The sequence below is a fragment of the Klebsiella michiganensis genome, from assembly GCF_002925905.1.
Lineage (GTDB): Bacteria > Pseudomonadota > Gammaproteobacteria > Enterobacterales > Enterobacteriaceae > Klebsiella > Klebsiella michiganensis.
The window spans coordinates 858,682-879,888 of sequence record NZ_PRDB01000001.1; the positions used below are offsets into that span (position 1 = coordinate 858,682).

The 21,207-nt window shown below is 54.1% G+C and carries 16 protein-coding genes, 1 tRNA gene, 2 pseudogenes and 1 other annotated feature; of the genes and pseudogenes, 8 read left to right on the forward strand and 11 right to left on the reverse strand.

What is annotated here, in order from left to right:
• The first annotated feature begins 94 nt into the window (after nt 1–94).
• The 5 genes from iolD to CDA56_RS04230 all read left to right on the forward strand — a co-directional run bounded on the left by iolD (nt 95) and on the right by CDA56_RS04230 (nt 6,616).
• Nucleotides 95–2,035: a 3D-(3,5/4)-trihydroxycyclohexane-1,2-dione acylhydrolase (decyclizing) gene (iolD, locus tag CDA56_RS04210; RefSeq protein ID WP_014227682.1), complete on the forward strand. Its 1,941-nt coding sequence runs from the start codon at nt 95–97 to the stop codon at nt 2,033–2,035.
• Between the two features lie 48 nt (nt 2,036–2,083).
• Nucleotides 2,084–3,097 (forward strand): bifunctional inositol 2-dehydrogenase/D-chiro-inositol 1-dehydrogenase, encoded by a 1,014-nt coding sequence (gene iolG, locus CDA56_RS04215; RefSeq protein WP_004098145.1) that lies wholly within the window; start codon nt 2,084–2,086, stop codon nt 3,095–3,097.
• A gap of 41 nt (nt 3,098–3,138) precedes the next feature.
• Nucleotides 3,139–4,023 carry a sugar phosphate isomerase/epimerase family protein gene (locus CDA56_RS04220; protein WP_004098146.1) on the forward strand — a complete coding sequence of 295 codons (885 nt, stop codon included), beginning with the start codon at nt 3,139–3,141 and terminating at the stop codon, nt 4,021–4,023.
• A 25-nt stretch (nt 4,024–4,048) separates the two neighbouring features.
• Nucleotides 4,049–4,948, forward strand: a complete 900-nt coding sequence (iolE, locus tag CDA56_RS04225) for a myo-inosose-2 dehydratase (protein ID WP_004098147.1) — start codon at nt 4,049–4,051, stop codon at nt 4,946–4,948.
• Between the two features lie 168 nt (nt 4,949–5,116).
• Nucleotides 5,117–6,616 (forward strand): sugar porter family MFS transporter, encoded by a 1,500-nt coding sequence (locus CDA56_RS04230; RefSeq protein ID WP_014837228.1) that lies wholly within the window; start codon nt 5,117–5,119, stop codon nt 6,614–6,616.
• A 176-nt stretch (nt 6,617–6,792) separates the two neighbouring features.
• Here the strand turns inward: CDA56_RS04230 and CDA56_RS04235 are convergent, their stop codons facing one another.
• The 6 genes from CDA56_RS04235 to ahr all read right to left on the reverse strand — a co-directional run bounded on the left by CDA56_RS04235 (nt 6,793) and on the right by ahr (nt 13,173).
• Nucleotides 6,793–8,103 (reverse strand): ABC transporter substrate-binding protein, encoded by a 1,311-nt coding sequence (locus tag CDA56_RS04235; protein ID WP_103814248.1) that lies wholly within the window; start codon nt 8,101–8,103, stop codon nt 6,793–6,795.
• A 199-nt stretch (nt 8,104–8,302) separates the two neighbouring features.
• A complete protein-coding gene (locus CDA56_RS04240; protein WP_032694862.1) occupies nt 8,303–9,373 on the reverse strand; it encodes an ABC transporter ATP-binding protein in 1,071 nt (356 codons plus the stop codon).
• Between the two features lie 5 nt (nt 9,374–9,378).
• On the reverse strand, nt 9,379–10,203 hold the full coding sequence (locus CDA56_RS04245; RefSeq protein WP_025107467.1) for a phosphodiesterase: 825 nt from the start codon (nt 10,201–10,203) through the stop codon (nt 9,379–9,381).
• A gap of 10 nt (nt 10,204–10,213) precedes the next feature.
• Entirely contained in the window at nt 10,214–11,101 is an 888-nt protein-coding gene (locus CDA56_RS04250; protein ID WP_004108826.1) for a carbohydrate ABC transporter permease, read from the reverse strand.
• Nucleotides 11,091–11,963: a carbohydrate ABC transporter permease gene (locus CDA56_RS04255; protein ID WP_014227687.1), complete on the reverse strand. Its 873-nt coding sequence runs from the start codon at nt 11,961–11,963 to the stop codon at nt 11,091–11,093. The genes CDA56_RS04250 and CDA56_RS04255 overlap by 11 nt, the downstream gene beginning before the upstream one ends.
• Before the next feature lie 190 nt (nt 11,964–12,153).
• Nucleotides 12,154–13,173 carry an NADPH-dependent aldehyde reductase Ahr gene (gene ahr, locus CDA56_RS04260; protein ID WP_004128305.1) on the reverse strand — a complete coding sequence of 340 codons (1,020 nt, stop codon included), beginning with the start codon at nt 13,171–13,173 and terminating at the stop codon, nt 12,154–12,156.
• A 234-nt stretch (nt 13,174–13,407) separates the two neighbouring features.
• Between ahr and CDA56_RS04265 the strand changes: the two genes are divergently transcribed.
• Nucleotides 13,408–13,492 (forward strand) — tRNA-Leu (locus CDA56_RS04265).
• A 304-nt stretch (nt 13,493–13,796) separates the two neighbouring features.
• Here CDA56_RS04265 and CDA56_RS04270 read toward each other — a convergent pair.
• Nucleotides 13,797–15,037 (reverse strand): IS3 family transposase gene (locus CDA56_RS04270; protein WP_165795153.1). Its coding sequence is split into 2 segments (ribosomal slippage): nt 13,797–14,722 and nt 14,722–15,037, totalling 1,242 coding nucleotides; the frame shifts between segments, so codons are not numbered across the junction.
• Nucleotides 14,613–14,729: a sequence feature (AL1L pseudoknot), on the reverse strand. Its footprint overlaps the gene before it by 117 nt.
• Nucleotides 15,038–15,100: 63 nt before the next feature.
• Between CDA56_RS04270 and CDA56_RS04275 the strand changes: the two are divergent.
• Nucleotides 15,101–15,256: pseudogene (locus CDA56_RS04275) on the forward strand (integrase core domain-containing protein); the annotation flags it as partial.
• Nucleotides 15,257–15,514: 258 nt separating this feature from the next.
• Nucleotides 15,515–16,615: a protein kinase family protein gene (locus CDA56_RS04280; protein ID WP_049593807.1), complete on the forward strand. Its 1,101-nt coding sequence runs from the start codon at nt 15,515–15,517 to the stop codon at nt 16,613–16,615.
• A 79-nt stretch (nt 16,616–16,694) separates the two neighbouring features.
• On the opposite strand, the pseudogene CDA56_RS04285 reads toward CDA56_RS04280, so the two are convergent.
• The 4 genes and pseudogenes from CDA56_RS04285 to CDA56_RS04300 all read right to left on the reverse strand — a co-directional run.
• Nucleotides 16,695–17,239, reverse strand: a pseudogene (locus tag CDA56_RS04285) (Tn3 family transposase); the annotation flags it as partial.
• A 409-nt stretch (nt 17,240–17,648) separates the two neighbouring features.
• The gene (locus tag CDA56_RS04290) at nt 17,649–18,455 is read right to left on the reverse strand and encodes a TrmB family transcriptional regulator (protein ID WP_101869237.1); all 807 of its coding nucleotides are present in this window, start codon (nt 18,453–18,455) and stop codon (nt 17,649–17,651) included.
• Between the two features lie 48 nt (nt 18,456–18,503).
• Nucleotides 18,504–19,409: an ROK family protein gene (locus CDA56_RS04295; RefSeq protein WP_004136089.1), complete on the reverse strand. Its 906-nt coding sequence runs from the start codon at nt 19,407–19,409 to the stop codon at nt 18,504–18,506.
• On the reverse strand, nt 19,406–21,202 hold the full coding sequence (locus CDA56_RS04300) for a glycoside hydrolase family 13 protein (protein ID WP_026055970.1): 1,797 nt from the start codon (nt 21,200–21,202) through the stop codon (nt 19,406–19,408). Before CDA56_RS04300 ends, CDA56_RS04295 begins: the two co-directional genes overlap by 4 nt.
• Nucleotides 21,203–21,207: the final 5 nt, after the last annotated feature.

Here is a 21,207-nt window from a genome sequence, read left to right on the forward strand (position 1 = left end):
TGACGTTAACGATTTCCCTGACTCATCGCTGTATCGCTGTGCAGGGCAAAACGCGAACCCACACGCAAATACTGAACAATAAGGATTGGGCAACATGGGCAAACTGAGACTGACAATGGCGCAGGCGCTGGTGAAGTTCCTGGATAACCAGTACCTGGAAGTCGATGGCGAAGAGCATAAGTTCGTCAAAGGCATCTTTGCTATCTTTGGCCACGGCAACGTGCTGGGAATGGGCCAGGCCCTTGAACAAGATAGCGGTGAAATGCGGGTCTATCAGGGGCGTAACGAGCAAGGGATGGCGCATGTCGCCACCGGTTTTGCCAGACAGTCCCTGCGTCGTCAGATTATTGCCTGCACCTCCTCCATTGGCCCCGGCGCGGCGAATATGATTACCGCTGCCGCCACCGCGACCGCCAACCGCATCCCGCTGCTGCTGCTGCCGGGCGATGTGTTTGCGACCCGCCAGCCTGACCCGGTGCTGCAGCAAATCGAACAGAGCCACGATCTCAGCATTACCACTAACGACGCGTTTCGCGCGGTGAGTAAATACTGGGATCGCATCACCCGTCCGGAACAGCTGATGAGCGCCTGCATCAACGCCATGCGCGTGTTGACCGACCCGGCGGAAACCGGTGCGGTCACGCTCTGTCTGCCGCAGGATGTCCAGGGCGAAGCCTGGGATTATCCGGAATCCTTCTTTACCCGCCGGGTACACCGCCTTGATCGCCGCCCGGCCAGCGCCGCGCAGCTGGCGGATGCCGTGGCGGCGATTAAAGCCAGCCGTAAGCCGCTGATCGTCTGCGGCGGCGGGGTGAAATACTCCGGCGCCGGCGAGGCGTTGACCCGTTTTGCCGAGCGCTACGGCGTGCCGTTTGCCGAAACCCAGGCGGGTAAAGGCAGCGTTGTCTCTTCGCATCCGTATAACGTGGGCGGCGTCGGCGAAACCGGCTGCCTGGCGGCGAACCTGCTGGCGAAAGAGGCGGATCTGGTCATCGGTCTCGGCACGCGTTTCAGCGATTTCACCACCTCGTCAAAATGGATTTTCCAGCACCCGGGCGTGCGCTTCCTCAATATTAACGTCAGCAACTTCGACGCCTGGAAGCTGGATGGCATCCCGATGCTGGCGGATGCTCGCGAAGCCCTCACTGCCCTGGACGACGCCCTGTCCGGCGAATCCTGGCAGGCTGGCTGGGGCGAGCAGATTGAAAGCGTGCAGAGCCGCCAGCTGAAAGAGACCCAGCGCGTTTACCAGGCGGTCTGGCAGGAAACCGCTTTCGTCCCGGAAATCGACGACCATCTGGATCGGGAATCGGTGTATCGCGAATTTCGCCAGATAACCGACTCCACCCTGACGCAAAGCAGCGTCCTTGGCGTACTCAACGAAACGCTGCCGGCGGATGCGGTGATTGTGGCGGCGGCGGGGAGCCTGCCGGGAGACCTGCAGCGCGTCTGGCGCAACCGGGCCACCAACACCTATCACGTGGAATACGGCTACTCCTGCATGGGGTACGAAGTCAGCGCCGCGCTGGGCGTGAAGTTAGCCCAACCGCAAAGCGAGGTCTATTCGCTGGTCGGCGACGGCTCGTTCATGATGCTGCACTCCGAGCTGGTGACCTCCCTGCAGGAGCGCGCGAAGATCAACATCGTGCTGCTCGACAACATGGCCAACGGCTGCATTAACAACCTGCAAATGGAGCACGGTATGGACAGCTTCGGCACCGAGTTCCGCTTCCGCTGCGCCGAATCGGGCCAGTTGCAGGGCGGCCTGGTGCCGGTAGATTTCGCCACCGTCGCTGCCGGCTACGGCTGCAAAACCTGGCGCGTCACGACGCTAGAAGAACTACGCCACGCGCTGGACGCCGCGCGCCGCGAAACCGTCAGCACCCTGATAGACATTAAAGTGCTGCCGAAAACCATGGTGCACAAATACGGCAGCTGGTGGAACGTCGGCGTCGCGCAGTCTGCGCTCTCCGAGCGGATCCGCAAGGTGGCGCAAATGATCAATGAAAAACGCGCTCAGGCGCGGGATTACTAAAACAGAACACAAACCCTGAACCCTACAAATCTCGGGAGAAAACCAACTATGTCACTCAAATTAGGTGTCATCGGTGCCGGCGCTATCGGTAAAGAGCATATCCGTCGTTGCACTCAGGTACTGCAGGGAGCCACGGTAGTGGCGGTTTCGGATATCAACGAAGAGAACGCCCGCGCCGCGGTTGCGCTGCCGGGCGTGCATGCCGAAGTGTACGCCGACGGTCATGACGTGATTAAGGCCAGCGACGTGGACGCTATTCTGGTCACCTCATGGGATCCCACCCACGAAGAGTACACCCTGGCCGCCATCGCCGCCGGGAAGCCGGTGTTCTGCGAGAAGCCGCTGGCGATGAGCGCGGAAGGCTGCCGCCGCATCGTTGATGCGGAAATGAAAGCCGGTCGCCGCCTGGTGCAGGTTGGATTTATGCGCCCTTACGACGAAGGCTATCTGGCGCTGAAAAAAGTGATCGATGACGGCGACATCGGCGCGCCGCTGATGCTGCGCTGCGCGCACCGCAACCAGTCGGTGGGCGAGGATTACATCACCAACATGGCGATCACCAACACCCTGATTCACGAGCTGGACGTTCTGCGCTGGCTGCTGAATGACGACTATGTTTCCGTACAGGTGCGCTTCCCGCGCTCCACGTCCCACACCCACGCGCGCCTGAAAGACCCGCAGATCGTGTCGTTTGAAACCAAAAAAGGCACGCTGATCGACGTGGAAGTCTTCGTGAACTGCCAGTACGGCTACGACATCCAGTGTGAAGTGGTAGGGGAAACCGGGATTGCCCGCCTGCCTGAGCCGTCGGCTGTGCAGATGCGCAAAGCCGCTAACCTGTCGACCGCTATCCTGACCGACTGGAAGGATCGCTTTATCAAAGCGTATGACGTTGAACTACAGGCCTTTATCAATGATGTTCAGGCCGGCCAGCTGCACGGCCCATCGGCGTGGGATGGCTACGCGGCGTCCGTTGCTGCCGACGCCTGTATCAAAGCCCAGGAAACCAGCGAGCCGGTTGAGGTGACGCTGCCGGAATGCCCGGCATTCTACAAACGCTAATCCCGCTTTGCTGACGGAACTTCTTTGCACAGGTAACGACGATGAAAATTGCTTTTGACGTTGATGTCATTAAAGACCTCGGGGTAACCCGAATGGTCCATCAGGTGGCGGAGTGGGGCTACAAGTACATTGAGCAATCGCCGCACCCGCAGATCAACCCGTTCTACAAGCACCCGCGCGCCAGCCGGGAAATTATGGCTGAGTACAAGCAGGCGCTGCGCGATACCGGCGTGGAACTCTCCTCGTTTATCTGCGTCTACCGCTGGTCCGGTCCGGATGAGCTGCGCCGTCAGGCGGCAGTGAAAAACTGGAAACGGCTGATCGAAATCGCGGTTGAAATGGGTGTTCAGGTGATCAACACCGAGTTCTCCGGCGATCCTAACCAGCCGGAGATTTGCGATGAGATGTTCTATCGCTCCATGGAAGAGCTGCTGCCGATTTTTGAGCGCGAAGGCATCCGCGTTGAAATTCAGGCACATCCGTGGGACTTCTGCGAAGAGAACAATGAAACCGTCGATATCGTGAAGTCGTTCCGCAGCGATAACGTTAAGTACGTTTACAGCGTCCCGCATACCTTTTTCTATGACAAAGGCGTGGGCGACGTTGAGAAGATGCTGCGCTACGCGGGAAGCGATCTCTCCCATGTGCTGATCGCGGATACCCGCAACCATACAAAACACTGCCGCTATATCGTTAACCCACCGGGCGTAGATGCCGTCGTTCACCAGCACGTGGGCGTCGGAGAAGGGGATGTTGATTTCGACGCGCTGTTCCGCACCCTGCGCGATATGAAATTTGCCGAGCAGACCTTCAAGGTCGGCGGTGAGCCGATTGTGGCCACCTCGCTGTTCGGCTACCCGGAAAAGATGAAATACCAGGCAGTGGAAACCCGTGAACTCATCGAACGTGAATTGCTGCGCCGGTAAGGCGCAGCGGCAGGAGCCCCCTACTATGAACAAAGATAACGTAAAACTGGCTATCGCCCCGATTGGCTGGACTAACGACGATATGCCGGAGCTGGGCAGCGAGAATACTTTCCAGCAAATCGTCAGCGAAATGGCGCTGGCGGGCTTTACCGGCAGCGAAGTCGGCAGCAAATATCCACGCGATCCGGCGGTTCTCAAGCCGATGCTGGATATCCGCGGCATTCAGATTTGCAACGCCTGGTTCAGCACCTTTTTTGCTAACGGCCAGCGGGAAAAGACCATTGATGAATTCGTTAACCACATGAATTTCCTGCATGCTATGGGCGCGAAAGTGATCGGCTGCTCTGAGCAGAGCGGCAGCATCCAGGGGCTGGAAAAGCCCATTCTGGAGAATGCGAAACCGTGCTTTAGCGAAGAAGAGTGGCAGCGGGTGGCGGAAGGCTATAACACCCTCGGTCGTCTGGCGGCGGAAAAGGGCATGCAGGTTTGTCTGCACCATCATATGGGCACCGGTATCCAGACGACGGCAGAGATCGACAAGTTTATGTCGCTGGTGGATGACAAAGTCTTCCTGCTCTACGACACCGGACACGCCTGGTATTCCGAAGGCGGCGAAGAGCCGATGCTGGCGATTCTGAAAAAATATCTGCCGCGCATTAACCACGTGCACCTGAAAGACGTGCGTCCGCCGGTGATCGAGCAGGTGCGTCGCGAAGGGCTCTCCTTCCTGGACGGCGTGAAGAAGGGGACCTTCACCGTGCCGGGCGACGGCGTCATTGATTTCCGTCCGGTGTTCAAGCTGCTGGACGAGCATGGCTATAAAGGCTGGATGGTGGTTGAGGCCGAGCAGGATCCGGCGCTGGCCAACCCATTCGAATACGCCGTAAAAGCGCGCAAGTATATCCGCGAGACGGCAGGAATCTAATCGTTGTTTTATTTTCAGGCCATACGTCGTATGGCCTGCTTTTTTTACCCCATCACTCAGCAGTAGCTCAAGACGTAGAACGAAAACAACACGTCGGTGAGGCCTCGGCCTCTGCATTCAGACTAGAGCAAATCTTCCCTCAAACAAGGCGGGTTACTGGAGTCTATTATGTCTAAGGAACAATATCTTACACTCAATAAAGCGTCGGGACCGAATAGCGAGACCCCGACAACGCCCTTTGTAAAAGTTGTCGCCCTGATCGCGACGCTTGGCGGTTTACTTTTTGGCTATGATACCGGGGTGATTTCCGGTGCCTTACTCTTTATGGGCACCGAGCTTCATCTTACTCCCTTTACCACCGGTCTGGTCACCAGCTCGCTGCTATTCGGCGCCGCCTTTGGCGCGCTGCTTTCTGGCAATCTGGCGAATGCGGCGGGCAGAAAGAAAATTATTCTGTGGCTGGCGGTGCTTTTTGCCATCGGCGCGATAGGCACTTCTATGGCGCCGGACGTTAACTGGATGATTTTCTTTCGCCTTATTCTCGGCGTGGCGGTCGGCGGGGCGGCGGCCACCGTACCGGTCTATATTGCCGAGATAGCTCCCGCGAATAAGCGCGGACAGCTGGTTACTTTGCAGGAGCTGATGATCGTATCCGGTCAGCTGCTGGCCTATATTTCTAATGCCACGTTCCATGAAGTCTGGGGCGGGGAAAGCACCTGGCGCTGGATGCTGGCGGTGGCGACGCTACCCGCCGTGCTGCTCTGGTTTGGCATGATGTTTATGCCGGATTCACCGCGCTGGTACGCGATGAAAGGGCGCCTGGCGGAAGCCCGTCGCGTGCTTGAGCGCACCCGGCATAAAGATGATGTTGAGTGGGAGCTGCTGGAGATCACCGAAACGCTGGATGAGCAGCGCAATCTCGGTAAGCCCCGGTTCAGCGAGATTATGACCCCGTGGTTGTTCAAGCTGTTTATGATCGGTATTGGTATAGCGGTTATCCAACAGCTTACCGGTGTAAATACCATTATGTACTATGCCCCCACGGTACTGACCTCGGTTGGTATGACTGATAATGCCGCGCTGTTTGCCACTATCGCCAATGGCGTAGTCTCAGTATTGATGACATTCGTTGGCATCTGGATGCTTGGCAAAATTGGCCGTCGCCCGATGACCATGATTGGTCAGTTCGGCTGCACCGCCTGCCTGGTTTTTATCGGTGCGGTCAGCTATCTGTTGCCGGAGACGGTTAACGGCCAGCCTGATGCGCTGCGCGCCTATATGGTTCTGGCAGGGATGTTACTGTTTCTGAGCTTTCAGCAGGGGGCGCTATCGCCAGTGACCTGGCTGCTCATGTCGGAAATATTTCCAACTCGCCTGCGCGGTATTTTTATGGGGGGGGCGGTATTTTCAATGTGGATTGCCAACTTCCTGATCTCCCTGTTCTTCCCGATACTGCTGGCGTGGTTAGGGCTTTCAGGCACCTTCTTTATCTTCGCCGGTATTGGCGTATTCGGTGCGATATTCGTGATTAAATGCGTACCGGAAACCCGCCACCGTAGTCTTGAACAAATTGAGCACTATCTGCGGGATAAGCTGGACACCAGTGAAGAAGGGCAGGCCGCCAGGGCCCGGCGAATAGTGGCTGAATCGCAGGCGGATAAAGTGTAACGCTGATTGCCAACGGTATCTGCAATGCTGGAGCGGTGCTCAGCGGTCTGCACGGACCGGGCTAACGAGCCGTATCGAACGATCCCCTCCCCTTGAAAAGGGGGAGGGGGCACACTGCTTCCGTACGGTATTGCAGAAGATACCTCAGCTATCTGCAGAGATAGTGAGGGAAAGGCCTACTTCACTTCCGCCAGCGCGGTCTTATCGACGTAGGGCTTCATCAGCGCATCGGCCTCCTTCTGTGCCGCCTGCACCGCGGCTTCCGGGGTGATTTTGGCATCGTTGACCACCGCGGCCAGCTGGTTTTCCATCGCTTTACGCACGGCAACGGTCTCCCAGGTGGAGTACCACGGATGGGCATACTTCAGCTGTTCGAGGGCGATAGCCGCGCGCGGATCCTGCTGCAGATACGCCTTCATTTCCGGCGTATCGTAGGCGGCCTTACGCGGGGAGAAGTAGCCGGTAAAGCGGCTCCAGGCGCCGTTGACCTGCGGGCTCACCAGATACGTCAGGAACTGATACGCCGCTTTTTTCTGCGCGTCGTTGATGCCCTTGAAGCTGACCAGGCTGGCGCCGCCGATCGGTACCGCGCGCTGCTCTTTGGCCGGCAGCATCGCCACGCCCAGCTCAAAATCTTTGCTGTTCTCGCGCATAAAGCCCAGCGCGCCGGTGCTCAGCATCGCCATTCCGACTTTGCCGGAGAAGAAGCTGGCGCAGATCTGTTTCGAATTCAGCACGCCGGAAGGCATGACTTTGTCTTTATAGACCAGGTTCTGCCAGAAGCGCAGGGCGCCGATGGTGGTTGGCGTGTTGTAATAGACTTCGCCCGGATAGTCCTCGTTAAAGTATTTCCCGCCGTTGGCGCGCACCAGCGCCGAGAAGATCCAGCCGCCGTAATCATCGTTGGTCGACGGCAGCATGATCCCCCACTGGCCTTTGCTTTCGTCGGTCAGCTTTCTGGCGTCCGCCAGCAGCTCGGCCCAGGTTTGCGGCGGCTGTTTGATCCCGGCCCGATCGAACATCGTTTTGTTGTAGTAGAGGATCGGCGTCGAGTTATGGAACGGGATCGCATAGGTGGTGCCCATCACCTGGGCGTTTTTATGCATTGCGGGCCAGAACGCCTTCACCAGAAAATCCCCCGCTTTTTGATCGCCATACTGGAACAGCTCGTCCATCGGCAGGATCTCACCCTTCAGCGCCAGATCGGTGGTGAAGTTAGCGGACATAATCACCAGCGCGGGCGGCTGCCCGGCCTTCTGCGCCGATTCGGCTTTGATCTTGGTGGTGTCGTAGTTGCCGGTAAAGATCCCGCGTACTTCGACATCCTGCTGCGACTCGTTGAATTGCTTAATGACGCGGGTCATCTCCATGGTCAGCTTGCCGTCCACCGGCGCCGGAAACATGAAGTCGATCTTCTCTTTCGCCAGCGCCGCGCCGCTCAGGGCAAGGCTGAGCCCAACCGCGAGAGCGGTGAGAGGTTTAAACATGGTTTGTCTCCATCAGTAAGCACCTGTCCACAGGCTATTTTATTTGCCAGTTTGGCCCTGGGCAGTGCTCAGACAAAACTCGTAGAGTTTTGAACACCCTTCAGGGTGGCCCGAAGGGGAAGCGTAGCGAATCATCCTCACGTACTACACGTACGCTCCGGTTCTTCCGCGCTGTCCGTGTCCAAACTGACTGCAACAATTACGCCTGATGTACCGGCGCTAAATTATGCTGTTTCTCAGCATGAAAAAGATGCACATCGGCAGGTGAAAAGCCGAGGATCAGCGAATCGCCTTTCTCCGGCACCGCGCCTCGATGGCGACGGCTAAAGCGTAAGGTGCCGATGGGGGTGCTGACGTGGAGCAAATAATCGGCTCCCATCAGTTCTCGTTGCAGCACGGTGGCGGGCAGGCGCAGATGGCTCTCCTCCACGCGGTCGCTGATATGTTCCGGGCGAATGCCTAACCATACCCGGGATTCTTCACGGTAGCGCGGCGGCAGCGGATAGCGCAGCTCACCCAGTAATACCTCACCATCAGCGCAGGGCAGTGAGAGCAGATTCATCGCCGGAGATCCGATAAACCCGGCGACAAACAGGTTGGCCGGGTTGGCGTACAGATACTCCGGTCGCCCGACCTGCTGTACGTGGCCGCCGTTCATCACCACGATGCGGTCGGCCATCGACATCGCTTCCGTCTGGTCATGGGTGACGTAGACGGTGCTGGTTCTGAGCTGCTGGTGGAGGTCCATAATGCTGTCGCGCACTTCGCTACGCAGGCGGGCGTCGAGGTTGGAGAGCGGCTCATCCATCAGGAACAGGCGCGGATTGCGCACAATCGCCCGCGCCATCGCCACCCGCTGCCGCTGGCCGCCGGAGAGCTTCGCCGGTTTGCGATCGAGCAGGGTATCCAGCTGCAGCATCTGCGCGACTTTATCCACCCGCGGCTGCCAGCTGGTCTTCTCCTCTTTGCGCACCTTCATGCCGAAGGTGATGTTGTCGCGCACCGACAGGTGCGGAAACAGCGCATAGTTCTGGAAGATCATCGCGAAGTTGCGCTCTCTGGGCGACATTTCGGTGATGTTCTCATCGTGCAGCCAGATCTCCCCCTCGCTGACCGGCTCCAGCCCGGCGAGCAGGCGCAGCAGGGTGCTTTTACCGCAGCCGGACGGGCCCACCAGCACCACGAACTCCCCTTCGCGAATATCCAGCGACAGGGCGCTGAGGGCCGGTTTACCGTCAAACTGTTTACTGATGTTTTGCAGACTAAGCATGGCGTTTAGCAATCTTCCGTTGGGCAGCTGATATTTTCGTCGTACATCCACGGTCCGGCGTAGTGGGTCAGAGGATGCTGATAGCTCACCCACTGCTCGTCGACCTGGCGATGCATCAGGCACGACGCCGGAGAGAGGTCGTAATACGGACGGGTATCTTCATGAAAGTAGGGCACCTGGTGGACGGTTCCCGGGATGGTGGAGATGATGGCCTGGCGATACTGGGTCATGGTCAGGCTGTGGTTATGGCCGCAGAAAATGCGCGTCAGCGACGGGAAACGCTCAACCAGCGCCAGCAGACGATGGCCGTTTTCGCAGGCGATAGGGTCCATCTGCGCGTTGCCCAGCGGCAGCGGCGGATGATGCATAAACACCGTCGCCGGTTTATCGCCGCCATCAAACAGCTGAGCCTCCAGCCACTTGATGGTTTCCTCGGTCAGCCAGCCTTTCGACGTACCCGCCCGGCTGGAGTCGATAAACAGCAGGCGAGTGGCAAAATCGTCTACCGCGTAGTGCATGTTTTGCGCATCGCTGCCGAGCTGCGGGCACAGCGGATGCAGATATTCCAGAAACAGCGCTTTATCGTCGTGGTTGCCGGGAATGAGATACAGCGGATAGTTCAGGCTGCCGAGGATCTGGCGGGCGACCTCATACTCTTCCGGGCGGCCGCAGTTGACGATATCGCCGCTCACCACCACTGCGTCCGGACGCTCCTGCAGGGCATTCAGCTGGGAGACGACGTCGGCATTGGCGGCGTTGACGTCAATAAAGCCGTACAGCTTCTGGCCGCGGCTGCGGAAATGGGTATCGGAAATTTGCGCTAACAGCATGAAGAGCTCCTTATTTGATCCCGGAGAAGCCGAAGCTTCGCAGGAACTGTTTCTGGAAGAGGATGAACGCCAGCATCAGCGGCAGGCAGACCATCAGCGTGCCGGCGCCGATGATGCCCCACTGACCGCCGGATTCGGCGCCCATGGCGAACGAGACCAGCCCCACGGTCAGCACCTGTTTGTCCGGGTCGTTCAGCATCATCAGCGGCCACAGATACTCGTTCCAGTGGTAGGTAATGCTGACGGTGGCGAAGGCCAGCACCGACGGCCAGGACATCGGCAGCAGCACGCGGAACAGCACCTGCCACCAGCGACATCCCTCCATCAGCGCCGCCTCTTCCAGCTCTTTGGGGATGGCCAGAAACGCCTGACGCATCAGGAACACGCCGAACGCCGAGGTGAAGTAGGGCATCATTACCCCGGTGAGGGTGTTGAGCAGGCCGAAGGTTTTCAGGGTCAGCATGTTCGGCACCATCATCACCACCGGCATGATCATCAGCTGGACGAGGAACATCAGGAACAGCGTCTTCTTGCCGCGGAACTCGTGGCAGGCGAAGACGTAGCCGGCGGTGGTGATGGTCAACAGCTGCACGAAGAAGGTGCCGAAGGTGAAGATAAGGGTATTGGCGTAGAGGCTCAGCCAGTCGGCGCTGGCCCAGGCATCGCGGAAGTTATCCAGCGTCAGCGGCATACGGGGCAGCAGCGAGGCCATATCCTCGCCGAAGGTCGTGGCGCTGAACGAGGTCGCCAGCATCCATAAAAACGGGCTCATCCACAGCAGCGCCAGGCAGCACATTAATACCGTGAGCGTAAAGGGCTGCGAGCGGCGCAGGCGCAGCCAGAGCGGGCGCGACGCGCTGTGCGATCGCAGCGCCAGCGGCGAGATTTCAGCGCTCATAGTGCGCTCCTTTCTCCAGCAGTTTGAGGTTAATCAGCGAGAAGGCAAACAGCCCGGCCAGCGTCAGGAAGGTGGCGGCGGAAGCTTTACCTAAATCATGGGTGTCCCAGGCGAGGTTCTGGATGTAGTAGAGCAGCACGGTAGTGGCGTTATCCGGCCCGCCGCGGGTCATCACCGCCACGTGGTCGATCTGGGTGATGGAGTAGATCAGCGCCGTGGTTATCACGAAGCTCAGGGTCGGGCGCAGCAGCGGCAGCGTGACCTTAAAGAACACCTGCGTGCGGGTGGCGCCTTCCACGATCGCCGCTTCGCGCGTGGAGGCCGGAATGCTTTGCAGCCCGGCGAGGAAAAACAGCATGTAGTAACCGGCGAACTTCCACACGCCAATCAGCGCCAGCGCCAGCAGCGCGCTGTTGCTGCGCCCCAGCCAGTTGTTGTTCATCGGGCCAAACAGCTTCGCCAGATAGTGGTCGAGCAGGCCAAGGCCGGGCATAAAGATAAACAGCCACAGCGCGGCGGCGCTGACCATCGGGATGATCATCGGGAAGAAGAAGGCGGTGCGCAGCCAGCGGTTGACGCGGTGATTCTCGGTCAGGGCGACCGCCAGCAGCAGGGCGAGGGTCACGCCCGGTACCACCGTCAGCAGGATATAAAGCAGGTTATTCACCAGCGACTGCCAGAAGACGCTGTCGGCGAACAGACGACTGAAGTTCTCCAGCCCGACATACTGGCCGCCGTCGCTGACCATGCGGGTATCGAACAGGCTGTCATAAATCGATCGCCCGAGGGGGAACCAGGTAAACAGCAATAAAAACAGCAGGGAAGGCGACAGTATCAGCCAGGGGAGCCAGGTTTTTCTCATGGTGGCGGACGTCTCATTCAGGCGTTTGTAGAAGCCCGGATTGTGAGAAGGATTGACTGCAAACGTATGGCGGGGAGATGACGGTTTAATGACCAGGGAAACAAGCGCCGGGCAGACGGGCCGCCCGGCATCACCCCGGTCAGTGGCGTTCAGGCCGCGCGGCTGCGGCCTGAAGCATGACGAGAAACGATCAGAAGTCGGCTTTCAGCACCACACGGTAGCGGGCCTTGCCCTCGCGAACGTGCTTCAGCGCCTCGTTGATCTGCGACATCGGGAACAGCTCGGTGGTCGGCGCGACTTTGCTGCGTCCGGCAAATTTCATCAGCTTGCGCAGCTCGGCCGGGTTGCCGGTGGCCGAACCGGAGATGCTGCGGTCGCCGCCAATCAGGGTAAAAGCGGGGACCGGGAACGGCTTCATCACCGCGCCGACGGTGTGGAAGTTGCCGCCGTACGCCAGCGCTTCAAAGTACGGCTGCCAGTCGAGGTCGACGGCGACGGTGTTGATAATCAGGTCGAACTGGCCGGCCAGCGCCTTTAAGGCTTCGGGATCGCGGCTGTTCACCACGCGATCGGCGCCCATTGCCAGCACTTCCTGCTCTTTCGCCGGATTGGAGCTAAAGGCGGTGACTTCCGCGCCCATCGCGTGCAGCAGCTTGATGGCGATATGGCCGAGGCCGCCAATACCGATGACGCCGACGCGGCTGTTGGCCGTGACGTGATGCATCAGCAGCGGTTTGAAGACGGTAATGCCGCCGCAGAGCATCGGCCCGGCGGATTCAAGATCGACGTTTTCCGGCAGCGGGATCACCCATTGCCAGTCGGCGCGCAGCTTATCGGCGAAGCCGCCGCGGTTGATGATGGTGGGCACCGAGCCTTCCAGGCAGTTCACGTGGTTGCCGCTGATACAGGCGTCGCAGTGGCCGCAGCTGCGCGCCGTCCAGCCAATGCCGACCTTCTGGCCAACCTTCAGCCCTTTATCCTGCGCCGCGCTGCCCAGCGCCGCCACCCGGCCAATCACCTCGTGACCGGCCACCAGCGGATAGCTCGACATGCCCCATTCATTGTCGATCATCGACAGGTCGGAGTGGCAGATCCCGCAGTACTCCACCTGCACTTCGACATCTTCCGGCTTAAGGTCGCCGGCATCGTACTCCCACAGCGACAGATCGGCGCCCGCTTCTTTGGCGGCGTAACTTTTAATAGTGCTCATGACAGTTTCCTTGGGTTTGGCGTAGTTAAGAAGGAAGTGTAGAGCATGGGGCGAGGGGACGCTTGGCAGAAGGAGGGGGGATGGGGGGGTATAGAGGAGGGAAAAATGTGCCCTGAAGAGGCTAACACACTGAGCCGATGAAAAATTCATCACTTGGTGGCAGGTGAATGCAACGTTGCTTGCATGGCAGCGTGCGACAGGTATAATCCAGAACGTTTTCCGTATCCTTTCCGTGCCGGAGTGGCGAAATCGGTAGACGCAGTTGATTCAAAATCAACCGTAGAAATACGTGCCGGTTCGAGTCCGGCCTTCGGCACCATACGATGCAATTAAGTCGCCTAAGGGCGGCTTTTTTTATTTCTGAAATCAGCTAGATACTCTAAATTCTGTTCGTTTCTTGTTCTCATAATATCTGATGGTATCTGTTGGCATATCGCATGATACAGGATACCGATCCGTATATCGGAAGTTCGATTTTAAGTGGTATACGGTTTTGAGCAATGTGAGCGGTTGAAAGAGGTAAAAGCCTGGAAGGTGGGGACGTCAGGGATGTGCCAAGAGGGGCGCTGTTAAGTCCGCACTGAACCGCCCCGGTTTTTTTGGAGAGTGTTTAGTCCGGAAGCTCAGGCTGCCAGATCATTATTTGTACTGGTAGCATAATAAGCTTTTTCGGCTTCTACCGGCGGTATGTGTCCTAGCCGTTCCAGTAACCTTCGATTGTTGAACCAGTCCACCCACGCCAGTGTCGCAAGCTCCACTTCCGTGTGGTTTTTCCAGCTTTTACGGTGGATCACTTCCGCTTTGTAAAGGCCATTGATACTCTCGGCCAGGGCATTATCGTAAGAGTCGCCTGTACTGCCTGTCGACGCCAACAGCTCCGCCTCCTGCAGCCGCTGGGTGTACGCCAGTGACACGTATTGGGAGCCCTTGTTCGAGTGATGGATTGTACCTGAGGGGCGACGTGCCCACAGAGCTTGTTCCAGAGCATCCAGCACGAATCTTGCTTCCATCGACGATGAGACCCGCCAGCCAACGATCGTGCCTGCGAACACATCGATGATGAACGCCACATAGGCGAAGCCATGCCAGGTGCTAACGTACGTAAAATCTGCACACCAAAGCTGATTGGGACGTTCTGCCACAAACTGGCGGTTTACCAGATCCGCTGCTGCCGCTGTTTTACGACCGATCGTGGTCTTGATGACTTTGCCACGGAGTACGCCCCGAAGACCTATTATTTTCATCAGGCGTTCAACAGTACACCGGGCGACGCTAAAGCCCTCGCGGAGCAACTGACGCCAGACTTTTCGTGCCCCATAGACACTGTAATTTTCTCCGTAAACGCGTTTTATCTCCTGGATGATTTGAGCATCGCACTTTTCTCGTTGGCTACATTTCTCAGGATGTAGCTGGCGTTGCTGATGCCAGTAATATGTCGACGGGGCAATATCCAGTTCGCGACATACCGGCCCGACCCCGTGTGTACCACTCAGACGCTGCATAAGTGGCATTATTTTTTCCAGTGGCGGTCGAGCTCCGCCTGAGCAAAATAAGCTGAGGCCTGGCGCAATATATCATTGCTGCGGCGTAGCTCCCGATTTTCACGCTCCAGTTCTTTTAAACGCTGGCGCTCATTGGTGCTCAGTCCACCATCATCAGTGCTGACGGGGCTGACACCACCACGGACATCATTTTTATGCTGACGCAACCAGGCTCGTAGGGTGTCGTAATGGCACCCGATTTTTGACGATATGGCACGAATGGCATCCGGCTCAGAGTCATACTCATCACGGTGTTCCAACAACATTCTGACAGCGCGCTCACGCAGTTCAGGGGGATAGCGTTTGGCGGATTGTGATTTCATTTTGGGTCTCCTTTCACTGAGAGTTTAGTCTCCAAGAAACCCGGTACGGTTCATAGATCATGCCTGTTCAGAACACTGAATGAAGCACGGGAAATTACCGAGCGCTGGCTGATGGAATATAACGGCGAGCGACCTCATGAATCTCTGAATAATCTGACGCCGGAAGAGTACCGGCTGATGGCTGAAAAACCGGAACTCTCAAAAAGTGCGTGGAACTAAAACAGGTGTGCTTACATTACGAGCTAGAGTAAAAAAAGGGTCAAGAGCAGTGAAGCGCTATGAGGCGAATAAACAGGCTGCTAAAACCCACCGAGGCTGACAACATCTGTCCCGACCACTTCCCTATGCCCCTGGCTTCCTCCGCTGGTGCGCCACCGCTCAGCCTGAAAAGGCAGTCGGAGGTAGGATGTTTTTACTACCGCTTTCAGGTGTTATAGCGCGGTACGTTCTCGATGCCGAAAGATTCCCGGAGACACCATGAACCTCAGACAACAGCAACAGCAGGCGTTTGACCGCAGCGGAGAAGCCCTTATTGTAGGCGACGTCAGCCACTGCCCGCTGCCACCGGAGACCCTCGCCGCGCTGGGCCCCGATTCACCGTATGTGGTGCAGGTATACGGTTCTGGCCTGACCGGTGAGGTTTACCGGTTGCGCATCGGCTGCGAGGAGTATAATTTAAAAAAACGACGCGCTGTCGCTGGCGTTGCCAACCTTAACGGCCAGCTGTCGTTTTTAAATGAAGTGCAGAGCCGGCAGGCATTGCTGCGGCTGAAGGATAACCCTGTCACCGCCCCGAGCTTCGCCCACATCGTCCCAACGCTGTATGCTGATTATCGTCTCGGCATTCTTCTCTCTCCGTGGATCGATGGCGAGCTGATTCACCAACTGACCCCGTCGCTGATCGCCCAGCTATTTACTACCCTGGAAGCTTGCGAAGAACAGGGGTTGATGGAGTGGGATCTTTGTAATGGAAATCTGTTGGTGGACCGGGAGGAGCATCTGTGGCTATTCGATTTTGGCTATATGTATCCCTTCGATCCGCTCAGGGAATTCAACAGCAACGGTCTGGCCGATCCCCTTTTTCACTTTGTCGAGCGCTTTGAGACCCGCTTCTTTTTTAACTGGCTGATGACCCAGGTCCCCGGCGCGGAGCAGCAGCTGGCGCACTATCGCGATTTGAAGCGACTAGCGGTTGAAAGCTACCGGCGTAAGCTCGCCTGGCTACGCGCCCGGTGGGCTGCCCCGCAGGTGCAGGCTCATTTACAGCAGATAACGGCACGCTGGGAATCAGCGCTGGCGGACTCTGCCGCGCTGAGCCAGTTATTTTTCCTGGAGGCCTTCCGCTCCCACGTACTGGATATCGAAGATGATCTGCATGGCCAGTCTTGTACCTTGCTCACCTTGCAACGCATTGACTGGGTTATAAACCAGATTGAACACCATTATCGCTTTATCGCCGATAAAGGCGGCCTGTTTTACGACAACGAAGGGAAATCAAAGCAAGTGCTGCTCAGCAACTATGCGCAGAAGCGGCAACAGGCGCAGCGGTACCTGCTGAACGCCTCCACGGCAGGTTAGCTACGCTCGCGCCCCTGCTTCTGCTTCGTGCTCTAGTCATTTTGAGACTGGCTCCTGTCAAAATCGATTTAGAATACTGCTATTTTGAACTGGCGAGCAATGCATCCAAGCCAATAATTTCACGACTGCTCTGAAGGTATAATGTCAGTTTAACAAAATGTGCTCCCAAGCCACCGGTAATATCCGGGTTAGTGCCTCAATACCCTTGTCACTGTTTTCGGCTTCCAGACCATCCTGCAATCGTGACAGGATCGCTGAGATGTAATAAACGATCTCGTTGGAAATCAGCCGCCCGCACCGATTACTGATGTCTGCTTCAATGTCATTTTTCACTGTTAACTCTTTCTTTCCACCGACTTTAGCGATGGCGGCACGTAGCTGGTGATAAGATTCAATCCAGTTCAAGGAACGCCGGATGTTGCGTTCCAGCTGCGGATCGCGCAAATATCTTAGCGTATAGGTGTTGCGTACCAGCCGGTCATATTCAAATACCGCCTGTCTTGTCGGATACGCCGTTGTATATGTGCACAATTTACGGATCAGCGTTCCCTGAGTCATTTCCTTCATCTCGAGCGTGGCGACGATACGCTCGAGATTGCTTTTTTCACGGGTGATAAGGTCTTCGCCACTACACCTGCAGAATCTGGAGTTGCGCAGCCATCGCATTAAGCTGATTTTTGCTATCTTAATTCTCGACATGAAGCCTTGTAATATCAGCTAATGTTTGCTCAAGGTTACACCCTGCATCAGTATAAATCTGGTTGAAGTCTTCAACGGTATTCATAATTCAATCTCATGAGTGCCTATCTTCGCCGGATAAGTAAGCTACATAGTCCCCTAGCTTATACAGTATTGCTTAACTTGAAGGCAATCGTAAGCCTTTAGTGGGTGCCATATTGCTAGTTATTTATCGGAAAAGCCAACGTCCACTGCAGGAGTTCATCAACTTAGTTGGCAGGCCTGTCACCAGAACGTAGCCAATAAAACAGTTGTAATCAATACTCGCAGGATATAAATATACTGCATCATATTCTTACATTTTTTTTGATGATATCGATAGTTCATCATTGACCATATCATTTTCAAGCTCATGAACGGTTAATATCCGGCATTTTCTTTCCGGTGCCATTTTTTCGTATTCAGTTAGATAAATATCACTATGAATATGTTCAGCCATGATTTTAACTAGTAATTTGTTATTGGTATATAAGCCATGTGTTTCTTCCCGATGGGAAAGCATTAGAGCATCTTTCATATCAATCACTAGCATGAAACGATGTGATGGATAAATCTTTTCATCTATTTCAAATCGAGAGTACAATTCGATAGATTCATGTGGTAGCGCGAGTCGGTTAAATGAGAACACGATAATCCGAACCCCGCGCTCAACGGCATTAATGAGTTCTTGAGCAATGAGTTCAAGATGGAAGTCAGTGTTCAGGTAAACTTCGATTTGAGCCAGTTCGAGCATTTCTCTGGCTTTTTGTAGTGAATTATCAAAACCAGAGACGTTATATATGAACTCTTTCTCTTCCTGTAGCATCATACGTGAGAGTTCTTTTTTTAATACATTGATGTTTTCAATGGTTTGCTTTTCTATGTTGCTGAAAATAAGCTCGGGAGATTTTGCTTGATACTCTTTAGTATTGCCATCGGCCATAAAAATGAAGCCATTTTTATATAGACTATCAATTGATGAGTAGACGCTAGAACGTGATAATGATATTTCTTTTGCTATCTTATAGCCGCTAGAACGACCGTTTTTTAGCAAGTTGATGTATACATTGGCATCTGTCTTTGTAAAGCCAAAACCCATAAGTTTTTTTACCAGTTCGTTCATTAACATAACCTCACATGCAACATAGCCCGTCTGTTAGTTTATCATTACTTACAACGCAAGGGTAGAGGTGTATTGCGCCTTTTCCTTATTAGCCATCGCCGCATCATAGGCAAAACGATATTCTTCATAATTTAAGCGAATTATTTCTGGTAGATAATTATTTGGACAGTGTCGGCTTAATACACTTTTTAGACTTAACGGAAAGTCTGAGTGTATTGTTGCTAATCCACTGAGCACTAACAATCTAGGTTTAAAAACCATTATTGGATCAAGTAAGGCTCTGGCTAGTTGATCCATCCACATTCGGTAGACTTTTTGCGCCCATGCATCACTGCCATCAACTCCCTGAATTATTTCTAAGGCACTCTTCCGCTGAAGAGAGAACTGAAAATACTGTCTTTCGATCCCGGATGTCGAAATGAATTGATGAACGCATCCTATCCCGCAGCATTCGCAAACCGGAGATATACCATCAATGAGTGGCTGATAATTTTTCAATGGGAGATGAGCCCAGGAAACATTTATTGCATGGTCAAATACGCTATCATCGTTGTATTTATCGACTACACAAAGTTCACAGCCAAAATCAACGACAATACTCATAATATTACCTTTTAGCCCTGATAATAAGGACGTATCTAGGTTTTGTAAAACAACAAGTGCTGGGCCGAAAGACTGGCAATGAATACCAGTCTTCTTATCTATAGCCATTTCGAAAAAATTGGTTATTCTATCTAACGGCCCCCAGCGGGACACGTTGCTTTGCATAATGCTGATACCGACAAAGTCAATATTTCCATAGGTCCGCTGGATACTAAAAATCATATGTAATACGGTATCTACACTTTGCTGGCAGTCTATTGGTGTTAATACCTGAGTACGATAACAAACTTCACCATCGTCTATTAACACGCCACGTATCCAGTCAATCGCAAGTGAGATACCGAGTTTCATGATATGATGTCCTTATGGTCCAGACCGATAATATAAAACCCAAAAGGTGTCAGAGATAGTGTTCTGCCCTGATAATTAATAGCTAAAGATTCATCACTATTATTAAGGAGGAAATGTACTTCTCCTCTGCTAAAAGCGACAACTGCCGGATGGTCGACATTATTCCAGTGTATTTTAGGATCATTCCATTCGGAATGTTTTTTCCTCCATAGAATAAGATCTTTAATAAATGACTTAAACTCTAAATCCTGCTTTTGTTCATCCCATATCATACATTTACGATTATCTTCCGATCCCATTGCTCTGCTGCCATTCATACCAACTTCGCTACCGTAATAAATACAAGGAGAACCCACCTGACTAAACATAAAGAGATAGGCTAACCGGGCTTTACGTTTATCATTACCACACAGACTTAATAAACGTGAAGTATCATGGCTTTCAAGAAGATTAAACATAACTTCATTAACGTTACGTGGATAGCAAAGATAGGCATGGGTAACAATATCTATAAATGTTTTTTTGTCATATGCTTGTAAAGCGAAATAGTCAGTAGTTGCTTGCATTAGAGGATAGTTCATCAAGGAGTCAAACTGGTCTCCGCGCAGCCATGGCATGCCTTCATGCCAAATTTCACCGAGAATATAACAATCAGGTTTTATGCTTTTTACCGTTCTACGGAAAGCTCGCCAAAATTCGTGGTCGACTTCATTGGCAACATCAAGGCGCCAGCCATCAATATCAAATTCTTCAATCCAATATCTCGCCACCTGCAGCAGATAATCACGACAAGCGGGGTTTTCAGTATTAAGTTTAGGCATTTCAATAACATTACCAAAGGTTTCGTAATTGAAATTACGGAAATCCCACTCATTTTTATCACCAGATGGGTATACCGGGAATTTTTTAATCCAGAACCAGTCTGCGTAAGGTGATTTATCACCATTTTTTACAACATCTAACCATAATGGTGATTGATTACCAATATGATTAAACACTGCATCCAGCATGACCTTCATTCCTCGTTGGTGAGCTTTTTGCACCAATTCTTTAAACCGATCGTTGCCACCGAAATGGGGATCAACGTTAAAATAATCTACGGTATCATATTTATGGCTAGCGTTAGCCGTAAATATGGGACAAAGGTATAAACCGTTAACGCCAAGATCTTGCAAATAATCAAGTTTGTTAATAATGCCCTGCAAATCACCGCCCATAAAGTTTTTTGAATCTGGAGGCGTTCCCCACGGTTGTACGTTTTCTGGCGATATCGATGGATCGCCATTGCAAAATCGTTCAGGAAAGATCTGATACCATATTGTTTTTTTAACCCATTCTGGCGTAGAAAGTACATCACCTGGATTGATATAAGGGAAGCAAAAAAAGTTGGACAAGTTACTCAGTTCTGTCTCTGCTACAGGTGGTTTACTTATATCAACACAGCGTCGTTCACCAAATAATAATTTTTCCCCGTTATTTCCGTATAATATAAAACCATAGCGGCTACGTCGTTTGCACGGAGTAAATGCGGCAAACCAGTGGTCATAGCTCTCGCTTTGTCCCTCTTTTTCCATGTGAACTTCGTTGCCGCCGCTCCATCCATGCGCGTCGCTGCCGCCAAGGTTTCCACCATCTAGGCCACCTTCCTCCCATTGATAGGGATCGCCGATCCACAGAGAGACTTTCGCGACCTCGCCTTTGACTGTGCGAAATCTAATATGTAGGGTTTCTTTATTATAAGCGTAGCTATCGGCACTCTTTGCGGAGTGGCTTAATGAACTAATTGTAATCATATCTT

Bases quoted from the DNA above. Each gene is read 5' to 3' on its own strand.
- iolD (WP_014227682.1), top strand. From the start codon at position 95: ATGGGCAAACTGAGACTGACAATGGCGCAGGCGCTGGTGAAGTTCCTG.
- CDA56_RS04290 (WP_101869237.1), bottom strand. From the start codon at position 18,455: ATGAACGAACTGGTAAAAAAACTTATGGGTTTTGGCTTTACAAAGACA.
- CDA56_RS04235 (WP_103814248.1), bottom strand. From the start codon at position 8,103: ATGTTTAAACCTCTCACCGCTCTCGCGGTTGGGCTCAGCCTTGCCCTG.
- CDA56_RS04280 (WP_049593807.1), top strand. From the start codon at position 15,515: ATGAACCTCAGACAACAGCAACAGCAGGCGTTTGACCGCAGCGGAGAA.
- CDA56_RS04245 (WP_025107467.1), bottom strand. From the start codon at position 10,203: ATGCTGTTAGCGCAAATTTCCGATACCCATTTCCGCAGCCGCGGCCAG.
- CDA56_RS04255 (WP_014227687.1), bottom strand. From the start codon at position 11,963: ATGAGAAAAACCTGGCTCCCCTGGCTGATACTGTCGCCTTCCCTGCTG.
- CDA56_RS04220 (WP_004098146.1), top strand. From the start codon at position 3,139: ATGAAAATTGCTTTTGACGTTGATGTCATTAAAGACCTCGGGGTAACC.
- CDA56_RS04295 (WP_004136089.1), bottom strand. From the start codon at position 19,409: ATGAAACTCGGTATCTCACTTGCGATTGACTGGATACGTGGCGTGTTA.
- iolE (WP_004098147.1), top strand. From the start codon at position 4,049: ATGAACAAAGATAACGTAAAACTGGCTATCGCCCCGATTGGCTGGACT.
- iolG (WP_004098145.1), top strand. From the start codon at position 2,084: ATGTCACTCAAATTAGGTGTCATCGGTGCCGGCGCTATCGGTAAAGAG.
- CDA56_RS04300 (WP_026055970.1), bottom strand. From the start codon at position 21,202: ATGATTACAATTAGTTCATTAAGCCACTCCGCAAAGAGTGCCGATAGC.
- ahr (WP_004128305.1), bottom strand. From the start codon at position 13,173: ATGAGCACTATTAAAAGTTACGCCGCCAAAGAAGCGGGCGCCGATCTG.
- CDA56_RS04250 (WP_004108826.1), bottom strand. From the start codon at position 11,101: ATGAGCGCTGAAATCTCGCCGCTGGCGCTGCGATCGCACAGCGCGTCG.
- CDA56_RS04240 (WP_032694862.1), bottom strand. From the start codon at position 9,373: ATGCTTAGTCTGCAAAACATCAGTAAACAGTTTGACGGTAAACCGGCC.
- CDA56_RS04230 (WP_014837228.1), top strand. From the start codon at position 5,117: ATGTCTAAGGAACAATATCTTACACTCAATAAAGCGTCGGGACCGAAT.